The organism is Enterobacter cloacae complex sp. SHL021 (assembly GCF_049237765.1).
GTDB classification, from domain to species: Bacteria; Pseudomonadota; Gammaproteobacteria; order Enterobacterales; family Enterobacteriaceae; genus Enterobacter; species Enterobacter cloacae.
Map to the genome: position 1 here is coordinate 100,609 of NZ_JBMKJG010000005.1, position 19,068 is coordinate 119,676.

General features: G+C 55.0%; 27 protein-coding genes and 1 pseudogene. 25 read left to right on the plus strand and 3 right to left on the minus strand.

Features of this window, described 5'->3' with window-relative positions; genetic code table 11:
* Positions 1-76: 76 nt before the first annotated feature.
* The 12 genes and pseudogenes from ACOTZF_RS06530 to ACOTZF_RS06585 all read left to right on the plus strand — a co-directional run.
* A pseudogene (locus ACOTZF_RS06530) lies at positions 77-385 on the plus strand (hypothetical protein); the annotation flags it as partial.
* Positions 382-612 (plus strand): hypothetical protein, encoded by a 231-nt coding sequence (locus ACOTZF_RS06535; protein WP_129252338.1) that lies wholly within the window; start codon positions 382-384, stop codon positions 610-612. The pseudogene ACOTZF_RS06530 and the gene ACOTZF_RS06535, both read left to right, overlap by 4 nt.
* Entirely contained in the window at positions 609-800 is a 192-nt protein-coding gene (locus ACOTZF_RS06540) for an ead/Ea22-like family protein (protein ID WP_129317679.1), read from the plus strand. Before ACOTZF_RS06535 ends, ACOTZF_RS06540 begins: the two co-directional genes overlap by 4 nt.
* A 3-nt stretch (positions 801-803) precedes the next feature.
* Positions 804-1,421 carry a hypothetical protein gene (locus tag ACOTZF_RS06545; protein ID WP_129317680.1) on the plus strand — a complete coding sequence of 206 codons (618 nt, stop codon included), beginning with the start codon at positions 804-806 and terminating at the stop codon, positions 1,419-1,421.
* Positions 1,418-1,588: a hypothetical protein gene (locus ACOTZF_RS06550; protein WP_164989311.1), complete on the plus strand. Its 171-nt coding sequence runs from the start codon at positions 1,418-1,420 to the stop codon at positions 1,586-1,588. Before ACOTZF_RS06545 ends, ACOTZF_RS06550 begins: the two co-directional genes overlap by 4 nt.
* Positions 1,588-1,842, plus strand: a complete 255-nt coding sequence (locus ACOTZF_RS06555) for a hypothetical protein (protein ID WP_129317681.1) — start codon at positions 1,588-1,590, stop codon at positions 1,840-1,842. The genes ACOTZF_RS06550 and ACOTZF_RS06555 overlap by 1 nt, the downstream gene beginning before the upstream one ends.
* Before the next feature lie 66 nt (positions 1,843-1,908).
* Entirely contained in the window at positions 1,909-2,181 is a 273-nt protein-coding gene (locus tag ACOTZF_RS06560; RefSeq protein WP_206738694.1) for a hypothetical protein, read from the plus strand.
* Positions 2,174-2,401 (plus strand): hypothetical protein, encoded by a 228-nt coding sequence (locus ACOTZF_RS06565; protein ID WP_129317682.1) that lies wholly within the window; start codon positions 2,174-2,176, stop codon positions 2,399-2,401. Before ACOTZF_RS06560 ends, ACOTZF_RS06565 begins: the two co-directional genes overlap by 8 nt.
* The gene (locus tag ACOTZF_RS06570) at positions 2,394-2,732 is read left to right on the plus strand and encodes a hypothetical protein (RefSeq protein WP_129317683.1); all 339 of its coding nucleotides are present in this window, start codon (positions 2,394-2,396) and stop codon (positions 2,730-2,732) included. Before ACOTZF_RS06565 ends, ACOTZF_RS06570 begins: the two co-directional genes overlap by 8 nt.
* 77 nt (positions 2,733-2,809) lie before the next feature.
* Entirely contained in the window at positions 2,810-3,139 is a 330-nt protein-coding gene (locus ACOTZF_RS06575; RefSeq protein ID WP_129317684.1) for a hypothetical protein, read from the plus strand.
* Positions 3,140-3,195: 56 nt separating this feature from the next.
* Positions 3,196-3,792 (plus strand): terminase small subunit, encoded by a 597-nt coding sequence (locus ACOTZF_RS06580; RefSeq protein WP_241692320.1) that lies wholly within the window; start codon positions 3,196-3,198, stop codon positions 3,790-3,792.
* Complete coding sequence (locus ACOTZF_RS06585) at positions 3,789-5,264, plus strand: terminase (protein WP_129317685.1); 1,476 nt, start codon at positions 3,789-3,791, stop codon at positions 5,262-5,264. The genes ACOTZF_RS06580 and ACOTZF_RS06585 overlap by 4 nt, the downstream gene beginning before the upstream one ends.
* Before the next feature lie 11 nt (positions 5,265-5,275).
* Here ACOTZF_RS06585 and ACOTZF_RS06590 read toward each other — a convergent pair whose 3' ends face one another.
* From ACOTZF_RS06590 to ACOTZF_RS06600, 3 genes are all read right to left on the minus strand, one after another.
* Positions 5,276-5,536 (minus strand): hypothetical protein, encoded by a 261-nt coding sequence (locus ACOTZF_RS06590; protein WP_129317686.1) that lies wholly within the window; start codon positions 5,534-5,536, stop codon positions 5,276-5,278.
* A gap of 98 nt (positions 5,537-5,634) precedes the next feature.
* Positions 5,635-6,036, minus strand: a complete 402-nt coding sequence (locus ACOTZF_RS06595) for a Gp49 family protein (RefSeq protein WP_241692321.1) — start codon at positions 6,034-6,036, stop codon at positions 5,635-5,637.
* An 11-nt stretch (positions 6,037-6,047) separates the two neighbouring features.
* Entirely contained in the window at positions 6,048-6,452 is a 405-nt protein-coding gene (locus ACOTZF_RS06600; RefSeq protein ID WP_129317687.1) for a hypothetical protein, read from the minus strand.
* A gap of 787 nt (positions 6,453-7,239) precedes the next feature.
* Between ACOTZF_RS06600 and ACOTZF_RS06605 the strand changes: the two genes are divergently transcribed.
* The 13 genes from ACOTZF_RS06605 to ACOTZF_RS06665 are packed head-to-tail and all read left to right on the plus strand — an operon-like array spanning position 7,240 to position 19,067.
* Entirely contained in the window at positions 7,240-7,446 is a 207-nt protein-coding gene (locus ACOTZF_RS06605; RefSeq protein ID WP_032634944.1) for a hypothetical protein, read from the plus strand.
* A gap of 14 nt (positions 7,447-7,460) precedes the next feature.
* Positions 7,461-9,134, plus strand: a complete 1,674-nt coding sequence (locus ACOTZF_RS06610) for a portal protein (protein WP_129317688.1) — start codon at positions 7,461-7,463, stop codon at positions 9,132-9,134.
* Entirely contained in the window at positions 9,131-9,427 is a 297-nt protein-coding gene (locus tag ACOTZF_RS06615) for a hypothetical protein (protein WP_129317689.1), read from the plus strand. The genes ACOTZF_RS06610 and ACOTZF_RS06615 overlap by 4 nt, the downstream gene beginning before the upstream one ends.
* A 2-nt stretch (positions 9,428-9,429) precedes the next feature.
* The gene (locus tag ACOTZF_RS06620) at positions 9,430-10,128 is read left to right on the plus strand and encodes a peptidase (protein ID WP_129317690.1); all 699 of its coding nucleotides are present in this window, start codon (positions 9,430-9,432) and stop codon (positions 10,126-10,128) included.
* 17 nt (positions 10,129-10,145) lie between these two features.
* Positions 10,146-11,132, plus strand: coding sequence for a major capsid protein (locus ACOTZF_RS06625; RefSeq protein ID WP_128297634.1), 987 nt, complete (start codon positions 10,146-10,148; stop codon positions 11,130-11,132).
* 51 nt (positions 11,133-11,183) lie between these two features.
* Complete coding sequence (locus ACOTZF_RS06630; RefSeq protein ID WP_129317691.1) at positions 11,184-11,624, plus strand: Bbp16 family capsid cement protein; 441 nt, start codon at positions 11,184-11,186, stop codon at positions 11,622-11,624.
* A gap of 4 nt (positions 11,625-11,628) precedes the next feature.
* Positions 11,629-11,991, plus strand: a complete 363-nt coding sequence (locus ACOTZF_RS06635) for a hypothetical protein (RefSeq protein ID WP_129317692.1) — start codon at positions 11,629-11,631, stop codon at positions 11,989-11,991.
* A 51-nt stretch (positions 11,992-12,042) separates the two neighbouring features.
* Positions 12,043-12,366, plus strand: coding sequence for a capsid staple protein (gene gp10 / locus ACOTZF_RS06640; RefSeq protein WP_205922518.1), 324 nt, complete (start codon positions 12,043-12,045; stop codon positions 12,364-12,366).
* The gene (locus ACOTZF_RS06645; protein WP_129317951.1) at positions 12,366-12,971 is read left to right on the plus strand and encodes a hypothetical protein; all 606 of its coding nucleotides are present in this window, start codon (positions 12,366-12,368) and stop codon (positions 12,969-12,971) included. The genes gp10 and ACOTZF_RS06645 overlap by 1 nt, the downstream gene beginning before the upstream one ends.
* Positions 12,971-15,430, plus strand: coding sequence for a hypothetical protein (locus ACOTZF_RS06650; RefSeq protein ID WP_129317952.1), 2,460 nt, complete (start codon positions 12,971-12,973; stop codon positions 15,428-15,430). Before ACOTZF_RS06645 ends, ACOTZF_RS06650 begins: the two co-directional genes overlap by 1 nt.
* Positions 15,430-15,894 (plus strand): hypothetical protein, encoded by a 465-nt coding sequence (locus ACOTZF_RS06655; RefSeq protein WP_129317953.1) that lies wholly within the window; start codon positions 15,430-15,432, stop codon positions 15,892-15,894. The genes ACOTZF_RS06650 and ACOTZF_RS06655 overlap by 1 nt, the downstream gene beginning before the upstream one ends.
* Complete coding sequence (locus tag ACOTZF_RS06660) at positions 15,894-16,433, plus strand: virion core protein, T7 gp14 family (RefSeq protein ID WP_129317954.1); 540 nt, start codon at positions 15,894-15,896, stop codon at positions 16,431-16,433. Before ACOTZF_RS06655 ends, ACOTZF_RS06660 begins: the two co-directional genes overlap by 1 nt.
* A gap of 12 nt (positions 16,434-16,445) precedes the next feature.
* Positions 16,446-19,067 (plus strand): transglycosylase SLT domain-containing protein, encoded by a 2,622-nt coding sequence (locus tag ACOTZF_RS06665; protein ID WP_421636058.1) that lies wholly within the window; start codon positions 16,446-16,448, stop codon positions 19,065-19,067.
* Position 19,068 lies beyond the last annotated feature (1 nt).

The window sequence follows — 19,068 nt, forward strand, 5'->3', positions numbered from 1 at the left end:
TGATATCAACGTAATCAATAACTTATACGGGTAAGCGGGGGTAAAGATGAAACCGAGTTATGAAGAACTTGAAGCCAGATGCGCAGCGCTGGCTGCGGAGAATGCGGGGCTAAAGAAATTCTGCAAAGACGCTGCGTTCGATGCTGATTACGAAGCTGAATTAGGCATGGAGCGCGGCGGATTCACTGATGCGCTTAGCAACATAAAAACCCCGGCCACCGAAGCTTTCCTGGCTGAAGTGCGGGCCGCCGCAGTAGATGAAGTTTGCCTGAAAATTAGCAATGCAATTGTTAATTGCTATCAGGACGAACAGGTCGGCCTTGATGCAGCGGCAACTATTTGCGGTGACTTCGCCGCCCAGCTTCGCAAAGGAGTGCAGTCATGAAACTTAAAATGCACACGCCGGACGGTTCCGTGATTGTCGAAAGTAACCTGGTTACGCAGTTCTACCCTGATTTCGAAAGCGGCGGCGAGCTGACCACCATCGAAACGGTATCAGCTACTGGTGAAAAATTAAGGGTGAAGGTTAAGCACTCTTTTTATCAGGTGGCGAGCGCACTGGCTACAGCCTTGAGCGTTGACGAGAAGAAAGCAGAAGGAGCCGCCCAATGAGCAACATCGACAAACAGGCGCTGCGTGAAGCGGCGGAGAGAGCAGAATCCGATAGTTGGGGTTATGATCGCGATGAATTCAATGAGGCTCTAACCCCGTCCACCGTGCTGGCGCTGCTGGATGAGCTGGAATCCGCAGAGAAGCGGATTGCTGAGCTGGAAATGCGCACTATGGCGCTGAGAGGATAACCCATGAGCACTATTACCAAAGAATGGCTGCAGCAGAAAATTGCCGACATGGAAGCCATCCGCGATGATATCCCGTTCGGACTTGGCGAAGATGGAACCAATACACTGGCGGCGCTGCGTATCGCGCTGGCATCGCTCGAAGCGGAGGCGTCGGGGCGAAATCCAGTGCTGGCCTATGCAGACAGTTATCGCGATATGGCTAATCAGGGTGTTGAATCTATTCCGGTATGGAGCGTAATTACCGACCTGGAAAGAAATATCGCCCCGCTATTCACCGCCCCGCCAGCGCCGATATCTGTGCCCGCTGCGATGGAAATGGATGATGACTTTGACAGCTCGTTTGAACACGGAAAAGCTGTCGGCTGGAACGCCTATCGCGCAGCCATGCTTCAGTCGTTCGGAAATTCCGAACAACTCAACTCTCCGGTGATTCCGGAATGCTCGTGCCGCACCTGCCGCCCGGTGACAATTTCCGACATGCGCTTCGTTGTCTGTCCTGAGTGCGGCAACAAACGCTGCCCTCATGCCAATGACCACCGGAATGCATGCACCGGAAGCAATGAGCCAGGGCAGGAAGGTAGTGCGTATCCGGCAGCACTGCAGCAGGAGGTGAAGCCGTGACCTTCAACCGATACGTAATCACCGTGGTGCTGCCGAACCTGATTATCTGCTCACTGCTCGGTAAGCCTGCACTGGCGATCGAGAAGGCTGCTCGCCGAGTGCGCTTGGCGTGTGGCCGCCGCATGGAGCGCGTCATGATGGATGCACCACCAAAGGAGGTGAAGTGATGGGCAAGCTAACTTTCGTCATTGAATTCGAAGACGGCAAGGAGCCGCCAGTACATGCACATATGGAAGCTTTAGGCGGGAAGGTTGTTGCGGTCGCGTTCCGTGATGCATTGAGCGAGGATAATCCTCCGAAGACGATCACTACCTCTCCTCAGGTGCTTAGCGAGATGCGGTGCTTTATCTGCAATGGTAAGCATCCGATCGGTGTCGCCTGCCCATTTAGCTCGCCAACAGTGGTATCGCATAATGCCTAACCCATTCGACGCAGTGATGTTCGTGCTGCTGGTCATCAGCGCACTTCAGGGTATGGGGTGGCTGCCATGGTGAGCAAACTCAAACAGCGGCGCCTGCGCCGCCTTAAAGCCGATGCAGCCTGGTGGCGTGAGGAAGCAGAGGATTGCCGAACCCGCATGCTTGAGCTGGCAGGAGAAGTCGACAGGCTCAAAAAGCTGGTCATACGCGTGCCGATGCCGGTGGTGGTCCCGGCGGAGATTATCCAGCGCATCAACGTGAAAGGTGCGTTTGCCATGGGGATCGAACGTTATGGCGACGCGATGCTGAAACTGGCGAAGAAGGAGGATGGTGATGGTTAACGTAACCCAGGAATCATTGGTCGCACGTATCGCGGAACTGGAATCCGGTCCGCGCTCGCTGAAAGAGGATTTTGCTCTGCAGGCGTACCGGATGTTGCTGCCGCATGTGGCAGAGAGGGAGAAAAAGTCAGCATGCATCCATGACTGGTGGATTGAGCCAGTCGGAGAAGGTCGATCAACAATCTGCCTGAAATGTGGGGAGAGAAAATTCCATGGCTAAGACCGCAGCAGAACGCAAAGCAGCGCAGCGTGCCCGCCAGGCAGAAGCTGGTGAGCGCAAGCTGGAGTTGGTGCTCGACGAGCAGGAAATGGAGATGCTGGCGCGCAACTGCGCCGAGCGTCGCCCGGGCCGTGAGCCATACGAACTGAGCGAGTACATCGCGTTGCTTATCCGCCAGGATGATGCGCGGGTGCGTGGCCGCATCAAAGCCATCAGCGCCAACCAGTGCGGCAAGTGTGGCGACAGCCTGCCGGTGAAGTCCTGCCCTTGCGCGGGGGATTCGGCTTGCTGGGTAACGCAGGGCTGGCACGAAACGAAACTTGCGGTGTGACATGTCACGGCGTATTGACTAAATCCTCACATGATTATACTGTTTAAATGTACAGTATTTTTATGTGAGGTTCCATTATGGGCTTTCCATCTCCGGCAGCAGACTACGTAGAAACACAACTCACCATCACCAGCATGTGCGGCTACGACGGCAACTGCCGCACCGTTGAAACGTCGGCTGGGTACGCAATCATCAACATCGCGAATAAACCACATCCGGGTGACACAGTGCTGATATCGTATTGCGGCCGCACTGAGTTCGCCATCGTGCAGGGAAAGGCGCTTATCGTTCCGGAGGGAGAGGCCATCGAAGGCGATGCGCTGGACGATACGACAGTGCTGGGTGTGGTTACCCACTTTCTCAACCGCGCCGGTAGCCAGGGAGACGATCCGATACCAGTCATGTAACATCTGCGCGGGCGTGATAGTATTACCTGCATGGTAATAAAATCACTCAGGTGGTAATGATGCCCGCGACACCAAAAACCCACAAACGCAAATCAACGCAATATAAGCCTCTTACAGCGATGCAAGAGGCTTACTGCCAGTCCTACATTAAGACACCTGAAAATCAGTCTCAGGCGGCGATTGACGCAGGATTTTCGCCTAATACGGCTGCGGTCAAAGCCAGCGTAATGATGCGCGACGAAAGGATCCAGAAACGAATCGCTGAACTGATGGAGGAGCGCAACAAGCGAAACCGAGTCAGCGCTGACTACGTCCTCATGCGCCTGGTGGAAATCGACCAGATGGATGTGCTGGATATCCTGAACGACGACGGCAGCCTTAAACCTATCCGCGAGTGGCCGAAAATCTGGCGCACCACGCTCAGCGGGTTCGATCTGTCCTCAACCATCATGAACATGAACGAGGATTCGATAGAGACTATCCTCAAAAAAATAAAATGGCCTGACAAGGTTAAGAACCTCGAGCTGATTGGTAAGCACGTCGACGTCAACGCGTTCAAAGAGCGCCTGGAGATTGACGTTAAAATGACAATTGCCGATAAGATGGCAAAGGCTCGGGCTCGCGTTAAGAAACAGGATGGTGGTGAAGAATGACAGCCGCAGCCATGTCGCCGGAAGAGCAACTCGTCGAGGATATCGCCTCGTTCACGTATGATCCGCTGGGCTATGCGCTGTATGCGTTCCCGTGGGGCGAGGATGGCACAGAGCTGTCGCACGCCACCGGGCCGCGTAAGTGGCAGGCTGATGGGTTCCGGGAAATACGCGATCACCTCCAGAACCCCGCAACGCGTCACCAGCCGCTGATGCTGGCCCGTGCATCAGGTCACGGTATCGGTAAGTCAGCTTTCATCTCGATGCTCATCAACTGGGGCATGTCCACCTGCGAGGACTGCAAGGTGGTGGTGACCGCCAACACCGACAACCAGCTGCGCACCAAGACCTGGCCGGAAATCATCAAATGGTCGAACCTGGCCATAACGAAAGATTGGTTCACCTGCACCGCCACGGCGATGTACAGCAACGATCCTGGTCACGACAAACGCTGGCGCGCTGACGCTATTCCGTGGTCTGAGCACAACACAGAGGCGTTCGCCGGGCTGCACAACGAGCGGAAGCGTATCATCGTGGTATTCGACGAAGCCTCAAACATTGCCGATCTGGTGTGGGAGGTTGCAGAGGGTGCGCTGACGGACGAGGATACTGAAATCATCTGGGTGGCGTTCGGGAACCCGACGCGTAACACCGGGCGTTTCCGCGAATGCTTCCGCAAATACAAGCACCGCTGGAAGTGCGCGCAGATTGACAGTCGCACCGTGGAAGGCACGAACAAACAGCAGCTGCAGAAATGGGTGGACGACTACGGCGAGGACAGCGACTTCGTGAAGGTCCGTGTGCGGGGGATCTTCCCTGACGCGTCAGAGCTGCAGTTTATCCCGACCGGTCTGACCGACGAGGCAATGAAGCGCGTGGTTACCGCTGCGCAGGTGGCGCACGCACCGGTGATTATCGGCGTCGACCCGGCTTATTCCGGCGTGGATGACGCGGTGATATACCTGCGCCAGGGACTACACAGCAAAGTGCTGTGGACCGGCAACAAGACAACCGACGATCTGATTATGGCGAAGCGCATCGCTGACTTTGAAGACCAGTATCAGGCTGACGCGGTATTCATCGACTTTGGTTACGGTACCGGGCTGAAGTCCATCGGTGACGGCTGGGGCAGGACATGGCAGTTAATCCCGTTCGGCGGTGGCTCGACCGATCCCCAGATGCTCAACAAGCGCGGCGAGATGTTTAACGCCTGCAAAACGTGGCTGAAGCTGGGCGGTGCGCTGGACGACCAGGAGACGGCTGATGACCTGTCTGCGGCAGAGTACAAAGTCAGGGTGGATGGCAAAATCGTCATTGAGCCGAAGGAAGATATCAAAGAGCGTTTAGGACGCTCGCCTGGCAAGGGTGACGCGCTGCTGCTGACGTTTGCTTTCCCGGTCACGAAGCGCCTGCGCATTCCTGGTCAGGAGAACCAGCAGGGGAAGGCGGTAACCGATTACGACCCGTGGAAATAACAAAGCCCGCATTAGCGGGCTTGGTAGAATGGTGTTTCGAGTATCTTCTCGGTGATTTCAAAGTTAATTCTGTCCATCACCTGTTTTACGCGCTCCACCGCTTCAGTTTGGTTGACTTCTTCCAATCGCATTATCTCTGATGCGGTAATTACCACTGACTGCATTTGAGCCTGTGATTCGAAAGGAAGGGTTTTAATATCTATTCTGGATATGTCTCTGACATCATCGAAATCAATTTCTTCAGGTTTCTTGCCTCTGAACGTTAACATCATGTCCTCTCCATCTGTTACACATGCAGTATACACAAAGCCAGCGCATCGGCGGGCTAATTGTGGCATGTCACGGAGTTAAAATCCGTCGAATTCGTCTTTCATTTCTCGCTCAATTTCTGCTTCAGCAGATAACCTTCCAGCATCCAGATTTTATTCACCGCATTTTCGCGGGCAATCTTGCGGACAATCTCCGGGTCGAAGTTTTCCGGGCTGGCGCAGGCGATTTCGCCGGTGACGGTGAAACCGTTGCGCAGCACCAGGACGCAGAAGGTTAAGAGTGATAGAGGCTGATATTCCTTTCCCAGGTCGTCTTTGTCATGCCAGATTTGCTCTACTTCTTCACCGCCAGATTTAGCACCATCATAAGCGGTAAAATAATGTTCGCTTTGAATAATGCTCTCAATGTGCTGCGGCGTAACGCGCGGCGCGGTTAAGCCTTTGGCCTGAATTTCCTGCTCGATAGCCATGCAGGATGGTGCTGGGGATGCGGTTGATACCATGGTTGCTTACCTCAAAAAGTAATCTTATCAAATGCGGCGTTGATCGCTTCTGCTGCACTGTTGGCTGAATTTTTGTCAATGAATGACTGCTTACCAAGAACCTCAGCCAGGCACTGCAATTTGGTGTGGTAGAGGTTCTCTTTTCGTAATTGTTCGTCTGATGGAAGATTAGTGCTCGTTGCTATCAGGATGCTGGAAAGTCTGGATTTCTCTTCGTGAAAGTCATATTCGGTAACATCAGTGCCAGCATCATCGGCAGGCGGCCACCCGGATAAGGATTCTGTACAAATGTTTTGAGGATTCGAAAATCCAACTCTCCATCCGAAGAATGCACCGGTTTCAGGAGACATAAAAATGCCAGTTGTGTCAGCTGGCCACGAGTTAAGATGTCTTGCCAATATCTCTACGGTCTTCATGTTTATCACCTTAAAAAAATGCCCGGACGAACCGGGCGAACTGGAAGCAATGGACTACGGAGTGCCTTCCTTGGCGGGTGATGCAGGGTTTACAGCGCAACGTCATCGAAATGGCGTTCTGCTGTAAAAAGGGCGGTGGTCAGAAGTGGGAGCAACTGCCACCGCCAAAGCTACACGCATTGCCTGGTACTGCCGTATCACGGTCCTAACGTGATTTGGTTGTGGTGGCCGGTGCTGATCTCCGGCTTTCCTTCATTTCGATGAGAAACACTTCGGCGTATTGCTAGTTTCACTCTCATCAGGTTGCGTTACAGAAGGTACACCTTGGCGGCCATCGCATCAGCCTGCGCATTCACCACAACATTGAGAGCACTGCGCCTGTATCGGTTAGCGTCACGGGATTAACCGGTCACCCCAATGCTCTCATCGTTGTATCCTCGTCTCTTCCGAGGTGTCACACCGTATCGCCACGCTGGTGAAACGCTATGTCGTGCATACCGATAACACTGACTTGCACATTCCGGCTACCCGGTCGGGGATAAGGAACATCAATGAACCCCTCCGGACCGCTGCGGCACATGTGCCATATGCCGTACTGCTCACACCTGGAAGCGCACTCACCAGTTTTGATTTAGCGACAAGACCTCACCGAACCGATATCGAAGTGCGCTTTCACGTTGTGTTACCTGAAGGGTAATAATTACACAGCATTCTGTCAATACACTACGTAAAATAATCCGTATATGGTTAAATTGGTAATAATTTAATCGTGTGTGAGGTTATCGCTATGTGTATCGGCAGCAAGCCATCAGTGCCAGCGGCACCAGAAGTTCAGGCCGCACCTCAGGAGCAGGACGCCGCTGTGGTCAGTGCCCGCGATGACGAAGAGCGCCGCCGCCGTGCTGCTGCTGGTCGTAACTCGACCATGCTAACCGGTGCCCAGGGCGACACTTCCAAAGCCAACACCAGCGGTAAAACGCTGCTCGGTCAGTAACGGAGATCCGAGAGATGGCGGAAACCGAAAAAGAGCGGCTGCTGAAGCAGCTCGCACAGCTGAAGAATGAGCGCACATCGTTCGAGCCGCACTGGCGCGACCTGAGCGACTTTATCAATCCGCGCGGTTCCCGCTTCCTGACGTCTGACGTTAACCGTGACGATCGCCGCAACACCAAAATTGTTGACCCTACCGGATCACTCGCTCAGCGCATTCTCGCCAGCGGCATGATGTCAGGTATCACCAGCCCGGCCCGTCCGTGGTTCAAGCTGGCAACGCCTGACCCTGACATGATGGATTACGGCCCGGTCAAAGTCTGGCTGGAAGTCGTGCAGCGCCGCATGAACGAAGTGTTCAACAAGTCGAACCTGTACCAGTCACTGCCTGTCATGTACGCCAGCCTGGGTACTTTCGGTACCGCCGCTATGGCTGTGCTGGAAGATGACCAGGACGTGATCCGCACAATGCCTTTCCCGATTGGCAGCTACTACCTGGCGAACAGCCCACGCGGCAGCGTAGATACTTCCTTCCGCCAGTTCTCCATGACCGTGCGCCAGCTGGTGCAGGAATTCGGCCTCGAGAACGTGAGTACATCAGTTCGGGGTCAGTGGGAAAACGGCACATACGAAAACTGGATCGAGGTTAACCACTGCATCACGCCAAACATCAACCGCGACAGCGGCAAGATGGACAGCAAGAACAAACCGTTCCGCTCTGTGTACTTCGAGACTGGCGGCGACGCCGACAAGCTGCTGCGTGAATCTGGCTTTGACGAATTCCCTATCCTGGCGCCACGCTGGGAAGTTAACGGCGAAGACGTTTATGCGTCCTCCTGCCCTGGCATGCTGGCACTCGGTCAGGTTAAAGCCCTGCAGGTTGAGCAGAAGCGCAAAGCTCAGCTGATCGACAAATCCACTAACCCGCCAATGGTTGCGCCGACGTCACTGAAAAATCAGCGCGTTTCTCTTCTGCCAGGTGACGTGACGTATCTCGATGTGCTGAGCGGCCAGGACGGTTTCAAACCTGCGTACCTGGTAAACCCGAATACCGCCGACCTGCTGGCTGACATTCAGGACACCCGCCAGACCATCAACAGTGCCTATTTTGTCGACCTCTTCATGATGCTGCAAAACATCAACACCCGCTCTATGCCGGTGGAAGCAGTGATCGAGATGAAGGAAGAGAAACTGCTGATGCTCGGCCCGGTGCTGGAACGCCTGAACGACGAAGCGCTCAACCCGCTTATCGACCGCGTGTTCTCCATTATGGCGCGCAAGAACATGCTTCCGCCTCCACCTGACGTTATGCAGGGCATGCCGCTGCGCATCGAGTACATCTCCGTTATGGCTCAGGCGCAGAAATCTATCGGCCTCACCAGCCTGTCGCAGACCGTTGGCTTTATCGCGCAACTGGCATCAGTCGGTAAAACAGATGCGCTCGACAAGCTCGATGCAGATCAGGCTATTGACGCGTTCGCAGAGATGGCAGGCACATCTCCAACCGTCATTGTTCCGCAGGAGCAGGTGCAGCAGATTCGCGAAGACCGCGCCAAACAGCAGCAGGCAGCCCAGGCACTGGCAATGGGTCAGGCAGTAACGCAGGGAGCCAAGACGCTCAGCGAGACGCAGACCACAGACCCAAGCGCACTGACAGCAATCACTAACGCAGTTGGAGCAGCACAGCAATGACGGACTTCGACGAAGAAGAACTGCGCATTCAGAACGATCGCAAGAAGCACGATCTGGAGCAGCGCGAGAAGGACGACATCAAGTTCGTCATGGATAGCGAGCAGGGTCGCCGCGTCGTGTGGGGTCTGCTGGAGAAAGGCCAGGTGTTCGGCACGTGCTTCAACGTTGACCCGAACATCACAGCATTCAACGAAGGGCAGCGCAACCTTGCTCTGGTTCTGTTTCAGCGCGTCATGACGCACTGCCCCGATCAGTATCTGAAGATGGCCGCAGAGGCCAGTGAACAGGAGTAACCATGAATTTATTTGAACGTTTGCTGCATCGCCGTCTTTGCAATGAGCAACCTGCTGATGGTGGCTCTGCACCGGCACCGTCTGAGCCATCCGCACCTGCTGCCGATGCTCAGGCACCTGCTGCTGACCCGGCCAAACCAGAAGGCGATAAACCGCAGCCTGGCGCTGAAGGCGACAAGCCTCAGGACGATAAGCCCGCTGATGGTGATAAGCCAGCAGACAAGCCTGATGACAAAGAGCAGAAGCAGGAAGGCGCGCCGGAGAAATACGAGTTCAAGGCTGGAGAAGGCGTTGAGCTGGACACCGAAGCGCTGAAGGACTTCGAACCAGTTGCCCGTGATCTGAACCTGACCAATGAGCAGGCACAGAAGCTGGTGGACGCATATCCAAAAATTCTGGCCGGTGTGCAGCAGCGTCAGGCAGAAGCCTGGCAGAAGCAGACCGAAGGCTGGGCTGAGACCGTGAAGGCAGACAAGGAGATCGGCGGTGACAAACTGACCGCAAACCTCAGCGCTGCGCAGCGTGCACTGGACCAGTTCGGCACGCCGGAACTGAAAGAATATCTGAACGCTACCGGGCTTGGTAACCATCCAGACCTTGTTAAGACGTTTGTGAAAATCGGTAAAGCCATGTCGGAAGACGGCATGGTCGATGGCAGTAATCAAGGCCAGCGTAGTGCGGCCGAAGTGCTTTATGGCTAATAAGAGAGGATATAACCATGGCTGTTAAAGGCGTAAATGCGCTGACGCTGGCTGACTGGGCTAAGCGCACCGATCCAAACGGGAAGGTAGACAAGATTGTCGAACTCCTTTCCCAGACCAACGAAATCCTGACTGACATGATGTTCGTAGAGGGTAACCTGCCAACCGGTCACCGCACCACCGTGCGCTCTGGCTTGCCTCAGCCAACCTGGCGTTTGCTGAACTACGGCGTACAGCCAACCAAATCCACTACCGTGCAGGTTACTGACACTGTCGGCATGCTGGAGGCTTATGCCGAGGTAGATAAGTCACTGGCTGATCTTAACGGTAACACTGCTGAATTCCGCCTGTCTGAAGATCGTGCATTCCTCGAAGGCATGAACCAGCAGATGGCTCAGACCCTGTTCTACGGCGACACCAGTGTGAATCCGCAGCAGTTCATGGGTCTGTCATCCCGCTACTCCAGCAAATCGGCAGGCAACGGCCAAAACATCATTGATGCTGGCGGCACCGGTACAGATAACACATCTATCTGGCTGGTGGTCTGGGGTGAAAACACTGTGCACGGCATCTTCCCTAAAGGGCAGAAGGCTGGCTTGCAGACTCAGAACCTCGGCGAGCAGACTCTTACCGATGCCAATGGCGGCAAATACCAGGGTTACCGTACCCATTATAAGTGGGACAACGGTTTGGCTCTCCGTGACTGGCGCTACGTTGTGCGCATCGCAAACATCGATGTGAGCGATCTTTCTGTGCCTGGCTCAGCGGCAAACATCGTCACACTGATGGTTAAAGCGCTTCACCGCGTTCCTAACCTGAAGATGGGCCGAGCGGTGTTTTACATGAACCGTACAGTTGCCCAGGCGCTGGATCTGCAATCTCTGGATAAAGCCTCTCTGGCTCTGTCCGTAAAAGAGACTGAGGGCGAATTCTGGACCACTTTCCGTGGCATCCCAATCCGTGAAACCGATGCGATTCTGGAAACAGAAGCGCGCGTTGTTTAACGCCTGTCATTAACTGATGGGCCTTAACCGGCCCATAAATGGAGAAAGAAAATGATCCTCGACAAACTGTTGATGTTCTCCGAAGCGCAGGCGGTTACTGCTGGCGGCGCTTCAACTGACGTTATCGACCTTGGCCCTATCGACGGCACCCGCCGCGATATTGGTGTTGGCTACCCACTGGAGTTCTGGGCAAATGTGAACACCACTGCAACAGCAGCTGGTGCTGCGACCCTGAACGTCCAGTTGCAGACCAGCCCGGATAACTCCACCTGGACCACCATCTATGACAGCGGCACGCTGGCGCTGGCGGCGTTGACTGCTGGTAAACGCCTGTTCTCTACCAAGGTTCCTGCTGGTGTCCAGCGTTATCTGCGCGTCAACTATGTGGTCGGTACCGGCCCGCTGACTGCTGGCGCGTTCACCTCGGGTATTAACCTGGATGTTGACAACAACACTCCATACTACCCAACCCGTTCCAAAGTGACTGGCTAAGGTGATGGCAATGGAGAAAGCAAAATATCGCGTCCTGCGCTTATCCCACATTCATAACAACCTCTGGCCGGAAGGTTCAGAGATTGAGTATGACGGCGAGCCAGGGTCGGCGCTGGAGCCGATTAATACAGCGGCGGAGAAAGCCAAAGCAGCTGCACTTAAAAAGCGTGGTCTTGAATTTGTTAAGCCAGAGTCAGAAGTAAAAAATGGTGATGGCAATAACAACGACAATACCGGCGGTGATGACGATCTGGATAAGCTCCGCGAAGAGTATGAACTGCTCTTCAACGATAAGCCTCATCCAAATACTGGCGTCAAAACACTCCGCGAGAAGATCGCAGAGAAGCGTGCAGAACTGGGCGTCTAAGCCTCGCTAATCACACAGGGGGCTTCGGCCCCCTTCTTGCAGGAGTCCGCTATGGAACTGGTAAACCTCAAAACTGGCACCGACAGCTACCAGGATGAATCTGGTGAAACAAAAACCCGCGACGATTATCCATGGGGCCTGTGCATCAATCTTGACAATGAAACACTGAAGAAACTCGGTGCAACGCCGCAGCCTGTCGGTACTGAGGTGATGATTTCTGCCAAAGCTATCATCAAAAGCATGTCGACTCGCGAAGATGGTGAAGGTGTCCGGCACGATGCCAGTCTGCAAATCACCGACATGGCGATCTCTCCTGTGTCTGGTGAGAAGCAAAAAACCGCAGCAGAAACTCTCTATGGCGGGGAGGATGATTAATGGCCTCCGTTATCGAGATCTGCAACCGTGCGCTGAGCAATATCGGCAACACCCGCAGTATTAACAGCCTGACCGAGGCCAGCAAAGAAGCCGGGCAGTGCTCCCTGCATTTCGATTCCTGCCGCGATGCTGCGCTGGCGGACTTCGACTGGAACTTTGCCACCAAACGCCTGGCGCTGGCCGATACCAACAATCCGCCACCTGACTGGGCATATGCCTACCAGTACCCGATCGACTGCGTGCGCATCACCGAAATTATGGTGCCCGGCATCCGTAATCCGACGGCTGCCATGCGCATCAACTATGAGGTTGGGGCAGATACCGAAGGCACCGGAAAGCTTATCTACACCGACCAGCCTGCTGCATGGCTGAAGTACATCGCGCGCGTCACCGACGTGAACATGTTCGATGCCATCTTTATGGAAGCGCTGTCCTGGCGTCTGGCCGCCGCCATCAATATGACGCTGACCGGCAGCGCAGATCTCGGTAACAACGCACTGACTATGTACCGCAGCGTCATCCTGAGTGCTGGCTCGCACAGCCAGAACGAATCTCAGGAGCCGCAGCCGCCAGTCGATGAGTTTACCGCAGCGAGGTTGTCATAATGGCTTTCAGTTGGATCCAGCCGAGCTTTGCCGGTGGTGAGATTGGCCCGTCGCTGTACGGGCGCATCGATATGTCGAAGTATCAGGTGGCGCTGCGCAAGTGCGATAACTTCATCGTGCGTCAATATGGCGGGGTGGAGAATCGCCCGGGCACGCGCTTCGTCGGCGAAGCCAAATATCCGACGCGCAAATGCCGCCTCATCCCTTTCCAGTTCTCGACCGTCCAGACCTATGCGCTGGAGTTCGGGCACAACTACATGCGCGTTATCAAAGACGGCGCGTATGTGCTGAACAGCAGCAATGTGATCTACGAGCTGGCTATGCCGTATGCAGAGGCCGACCTGTTCCGCATCAAATTCACGCAGAGCGCCGATGTGCTTACGCTGGTTCACCCGTCCTACCCGCCGAAGGAGTTGCGCCGCTACGCGCATGACAACTGGCAGATCGTCGACGTCACCACAAAAAACGGACCGTTCGAAGATATCAACGTTGACGAGTCAGTGAAGGTATACGCCAGCGCAAGCACCGGGACTATTACGCTGACGGCCAGCTCTGCCATCTTTAGTGCCGAGCAGGTCGGGAAATTGTTTTATCTCGAGCAGCCGGCGGTTGATTCCGTTCCCGTCTGGGAAACCAGTAAGACCACTGCTATCAATGATGTGCGCCGCGCTGACAGCAACTACTACCGCGCCAATACAGGAGGTACCACTGGCACGCTTCGACCGTCTCACACTGAAGGCATGTCATGGGATGGCTGGGGTGGTGATACCGGCATTCAGTGGGAATACCTCCACAGCGGTTTTGGCATTGCTCGGATCACGGCTGTGGCGGGTACAACCGCAACTGCAACGGTGGTGAGCTATATCCCTTCACAGGTTGTTGGCTCCGCTAACGGCAGTTATAAATGGGCAAAATACGCCTGGAACAGCGTCAACGGATACCCGAGCACGGTCGTCTATTATCAGCAGCGCCTGTATTTCGCCGCGTCTACGGCGTACCCACAAACCATCTGGGCGAGCCGTACCGGTGACTATAAAGACTTTGGTAAGAGCAACCCTATTCAGGATGACGATCGCATCATTTACACCTACGCCGGGCGGCAGGTGAATGAGATACGCCATCTTATCGATGTAGGCAACCTGGTCGCGCTGACGTCGGGCGGGGAGTATACGATATCCGGAGACCAGAATAAGGTCCTCACGCCGTCGGCTTTCTCATTCAGCTCGCAGGGAAACAACGGTTCCAGCAATGTGCCACCAATCGCTGTGGCAAACATTGCGCTCTTCATCCAGGAGAAGGGCAGCGTGGTCCGTGATCTGGCTTACTCCTTCGACGTCGACGGGTACCAGGGCACTGACCTGACCATACTCGCAAACCACCTTTTCCAGAAACGCAGCATTGTCGACTGGTCATTCTGCATCGTGCCGTACAGCAGCGCGTTCTGCATCCGCGACGACGGCAAACTGCTGGTGCTGACCTATCTGCGCGATCAGCAGGTATTCGCCTGGGCACCGCAGTCCAGCACCGGAAAGTACGAAAGCACCTGCTCCATCAGCGAAGGCAGTGAGGACGCTGTTTATTTCGTGGTTAACCGGACCATCAACGGCCAGACGAAACGTTACATTGAGCGCCTGTCCAGCCGCCTGTTTACCAGTGATGAAGACGCATTCTTTGTCGACTGTGGACTGAGCTATGACGGGCGCAATACATCATCACGCACCATGACCATCAGCGGCGGCAGTGGTGACTGGAGCTATCAGGTTGACTACCCGGTGACGATAAGCGGCGGGGCTTACTTTGTCAGTACGGACGTTGACGCTCAGATCCAGTTTCCGTACTCAGAGGCGGATCCCGACACCGGCGAGGTAGTGGCTAAAGAACTGCGCGGCAACATCATTTCCATAACCAGCACCACGGCGGTGGTTGTGCGATTTAACCGTAACGTTCCTGCAGTACTGCGCAATGCGGCCACAACTAACTGGCAGATGGCCCGCCAGACTTTCAGCGGGTTGTCACACCTCGAAGGCCAGACAGTCAACATCCTCTCAGACGCCAGCGTTGAGCCACAGAAAACCGTAACTGGCGGCGCTGTCACGCTCGAATCTCCGGGCGCGGTAGTTCATATCGGACTGCCGATAACCGCTGAATTCGAAACGCTGGACATCAACATCAACGGGCAGGAAACGCTGCTGGATAAAAAACAGGTCATTCCTAAGGTCACGCTAATCGTAAACGCCAGCCGCGGCATTGAGGCCTCAACTCCTGGCGGAGAATGGTACGAATACCCGCAACGTGAATTCGAGTTCTACGACGATCCGGTTGATGACGCTACCGGGAAGGTGGAGGTGAAGCTCGACAGCATCTGGGATAACAACGGTCGCGTGAAGGTTCGCCAGACAGACCCGCTACCGCTATCGGTACTGGCTGTTATTCCTCGCCTGACGGTAGGAGGGAACTAATGGTTAACGCTCAGATCGTACCGGCAACCGCAGAGCATATCGAAGCCATGCTGCCGCATGTCCGCCAGGCTGATGTTGATGAATTCCTGGCGACAAACGGATGGAGCCCGCGCCGCGTTCTGGAAACCGGTCTACGCACATCAACTTTCGCCTGCGCCGGGCTTATCAACGGGGAGGTGGTGACCATCTTCGGCGTGGCACCGGCATCTATGATCGGCGGCAACGGCATCCCCTGGCTGGTGGGAACCGATGCGCTGGAGAAATACCAGCGCACATTCCTGCGCCGCTGCGGGAAAGTGGTCAATGCAATGCTGGCTGTTTATCCGTATCTTGAAAACTATGTTGATGCCCGCAACCACACTGCGCGTATCTGGCTGCACTGGCTGGGATTCACCATTGAAGAGCCGCAGCCATACGGCGCTCACGGTCTTCTGTTTCACCGCTTCCACATGGAGAGAAAATAATGTGTGAACCCACCACAATTTTAGCCGGTGCGACACTCGCGGCAGGCGCGCTGTCAGCTTACAACCAGTATCAGACAGGGAAATATACGTCAGCAGTTGCGAAACAAAATGCTGACGTGGCAGAAGCGCAGGCGCAGGACTCAATTAACCGCGGCAACGCCCAGGCCGAAGAAGTTCGCCGACGTAATCGGCAGGCTGCCGGGACTCAGGCGGCAACCATGGGTGCCACCGGTGCGGATCTCTCAACCGGTAACGCTCTGGACATCTTCGGGGATACCGCTCAGTTCGGCACGCTGGATGCTCTGACGACCGTTAACAACGCCCAGCGCGAGGCTTATGGCTATCAGGTACAGTCTGCTAACTATGATGCCCAGGCGGTATCAGCGCGTAAGCAGGGGAATATGGGGGCCGCTACCACGTTGCTTACTACGCCGCTGCAGGCATATGGCGCATATCAAATGGCTGGCGGTACATGGTCGCCGTTCTCGCAGAAAGCTGCGCCAATCAGCGCGGCAGTCGGCACGCGTACCGGTCGATAAGGAGATACCAAAATGCCAACAGTACCAACAGTCACCGGTCGCCAGGTTGAAAGTCGTGGATTCCAGTCTCCCGGCCTTCAGGCATTCGAGCAGCCAAATGTCGGCGACGTCATTTCTCAGGTGGCACCAAAGGCTATCGACATGTTCGCTCAGGCCAAGCAGCGGGCAAACGTGGCACTTACCCAAGAGGCGTCGCTGCAACTAAATGCCGTCGGCAGCGACCTGCTCAATAACCCTGATTCAGGTTTCATGAACCTCCAGGGTAAAAATGCGATCGGGAAAGGCCAAGAGTATTTGCAGAAGTTCGATACGCAGATACAAAATATTGCTGCAAACCTTCCTGACGAGCAGGCGAGAAATGCATTTCTACAGCAGGCTCAGCAGCAGAGGACACAGTTTGCAACAACAGCCGGGCGTCATGAGGTTGGTCAAGTTCGTCAGTACGAGGCCGGTATGCAGGAAGGTACTCTGCACGCGCTGACGCAGCAGGCTCTTTCTCCAGGTTTGTTCACACCATCACTGATGAATGCCCGCAATTCCATCATTGCCTACGGCAAAGCCCACGGGCAGAGCGATGAAGAAATCGAGTCGAATTTCGTGAAGTGGCGCGAGCAGGCAGCAAACCGCGCCAGCGAAGCATGGTATACGCCGACCTATCAGCAGATGATGGGTCCGGAAGGTAAGATCGAAGTTACGGACACGCCGAGTGAATCACAGCTCTTTTCCGCCATGATCTGGCAGGAGTCTGGCGGTAATCAGTATGGCAAAGACGGTACGCCGCTGGTATCGCCTAAGGGTGCTGTTGGCGTGGCGCAGGTGATGGAAGATACCGGTCCGGAAGCCGCCAGGCTGGCTGGTGTTCCGTGGGACCGCGATAAGTGGCTGAATGACCCGCGCTATAACGCGAAACTTGGTCAAGCATACTTCGGCGCACAGATGAAGAAGTACGACAATAACCCTGTGTTGGCGGTGGCGGCGTATAACGCCGGGCCTGGCGCGGTCGATGGATGGATAAAGCAACTTGGTGACCCGCGCACAGGTGCTGTCAGCAATGAACAGTTTGCAGCAGCGATACCCTACGAAGAAACCCGAAATTATGTGGCGAAAGTCACTGGCAGCGCTCCAGCGATCCCCGGCGCTGCCACAATGGAAAACCTCATCAACCAGCCTTTCTGGGATGCGATGAGTCCGCAGAACAAATCAGCGATGATGAGCAAGGTCGCAGGTATGTACGACATGCAGGCAGCGGCAGGTCGCGTATCATTGCAGAGTCGCATGCAGGATGACATGGCGAAGTTGGAGTCAGGGCAACCGGTCAATCCGATCTCAGAGCGTGAATGGCTCGCGGTGATGCCGTTGCAGGCCAGCCCGGCGGAACGCATTCAGTTGCGTGAGTCTTTCCAGCAGTACCAGCAAGCGATGACGCTGCAACCTGTTTATCAAACCATCGTGCAGGGTTCTGCGCAGCAGGGTATCGCAGCTGTACAGTCTATGGCACCACAGGAAGATGATCCTGACTTCAAATTTAAGCAGAGCCTTTACGCGACTGCACAGGCCAAGCTAAATCAGGTGATGAAGGCGCGCGAGTCTGATCCTGGAACTTGGCTGCAAACCAACTCTCCGGTGGTGAAAAACGCCTTTGAGCAGTACCAGAACAATCAGGCGTCCGGTGAATATTTGGTTTCCCGCCTGCAAGCTGAGAAAGACCGGCTGGGAATAAACAGTAAGAAGGTACTTCCTGACTCGATGGTAAACAGCCTTATTTCTCAGATCGACAACAATAAGGAATCCAGCGTTACAGCCATTCAGTCGGTGGCGCAGTCCTTTGGGAAATACTCTGATCAGGTCATGCAACAGGTGCAAAAAAGCGCCTACCCGGCGTTGCAGGTCATCATGGCGACCAATAACCCGCGTGCTGCCAACGCCCTCTGGCAAAACCGCAGCGTCAAAACCTCTGATCTACGTGGCAGTTTTGAAAAAACCGACGCCGACAGCGCCGACTCATCCTGGAATGACCAGGCCAAAGACTTTGCCGGAACGATGGTTGTCCAGCCTGGTGGAGCCGCCGTGTGGAACAACTTCAACGAACAGGGTAAACGTCTGACTTACACCTATATGCAGCGCGGTATGTCGCCAGGCGACGCGGCAAAGCAGGCATATCAGGACGTTCTGGGCGAGCAGTATCAGACCAACGGCACCTGGCGCATGCCGAACAACGCCGGATACGATATTCGCGATGTTAACGATGGCGCTAACTACTACCTGAAAAAACTGTCAGCCGATCAGATCATGCCGCTTATCGGTGATTCCCGTCTGCCGGATGAGGTTAACCGCCAGCAGAGCATTTCACGCATTCGTGATAACGCTCAGTGGGTGACTAATAGCGACGAAACTGGGCTTACTCTGATGATGAACGGTCTGCTGATCAACAATGCTCAGGGACAGCCGATCACAGTGCCGTTTGCTGATCTGGCGAAACTTGGCGCTGGCAACCGCACCACCTGGAACAGCCTGACCAAATTCGTGCAGACCCCGGTTAAGTACACGCCTGGCCAGTCGAAGAATTACACGACGGAAAGTCAGCGCGACAACCTGATCAACATTATCCAGAACGGCCAGCAGACGGGACGATAAG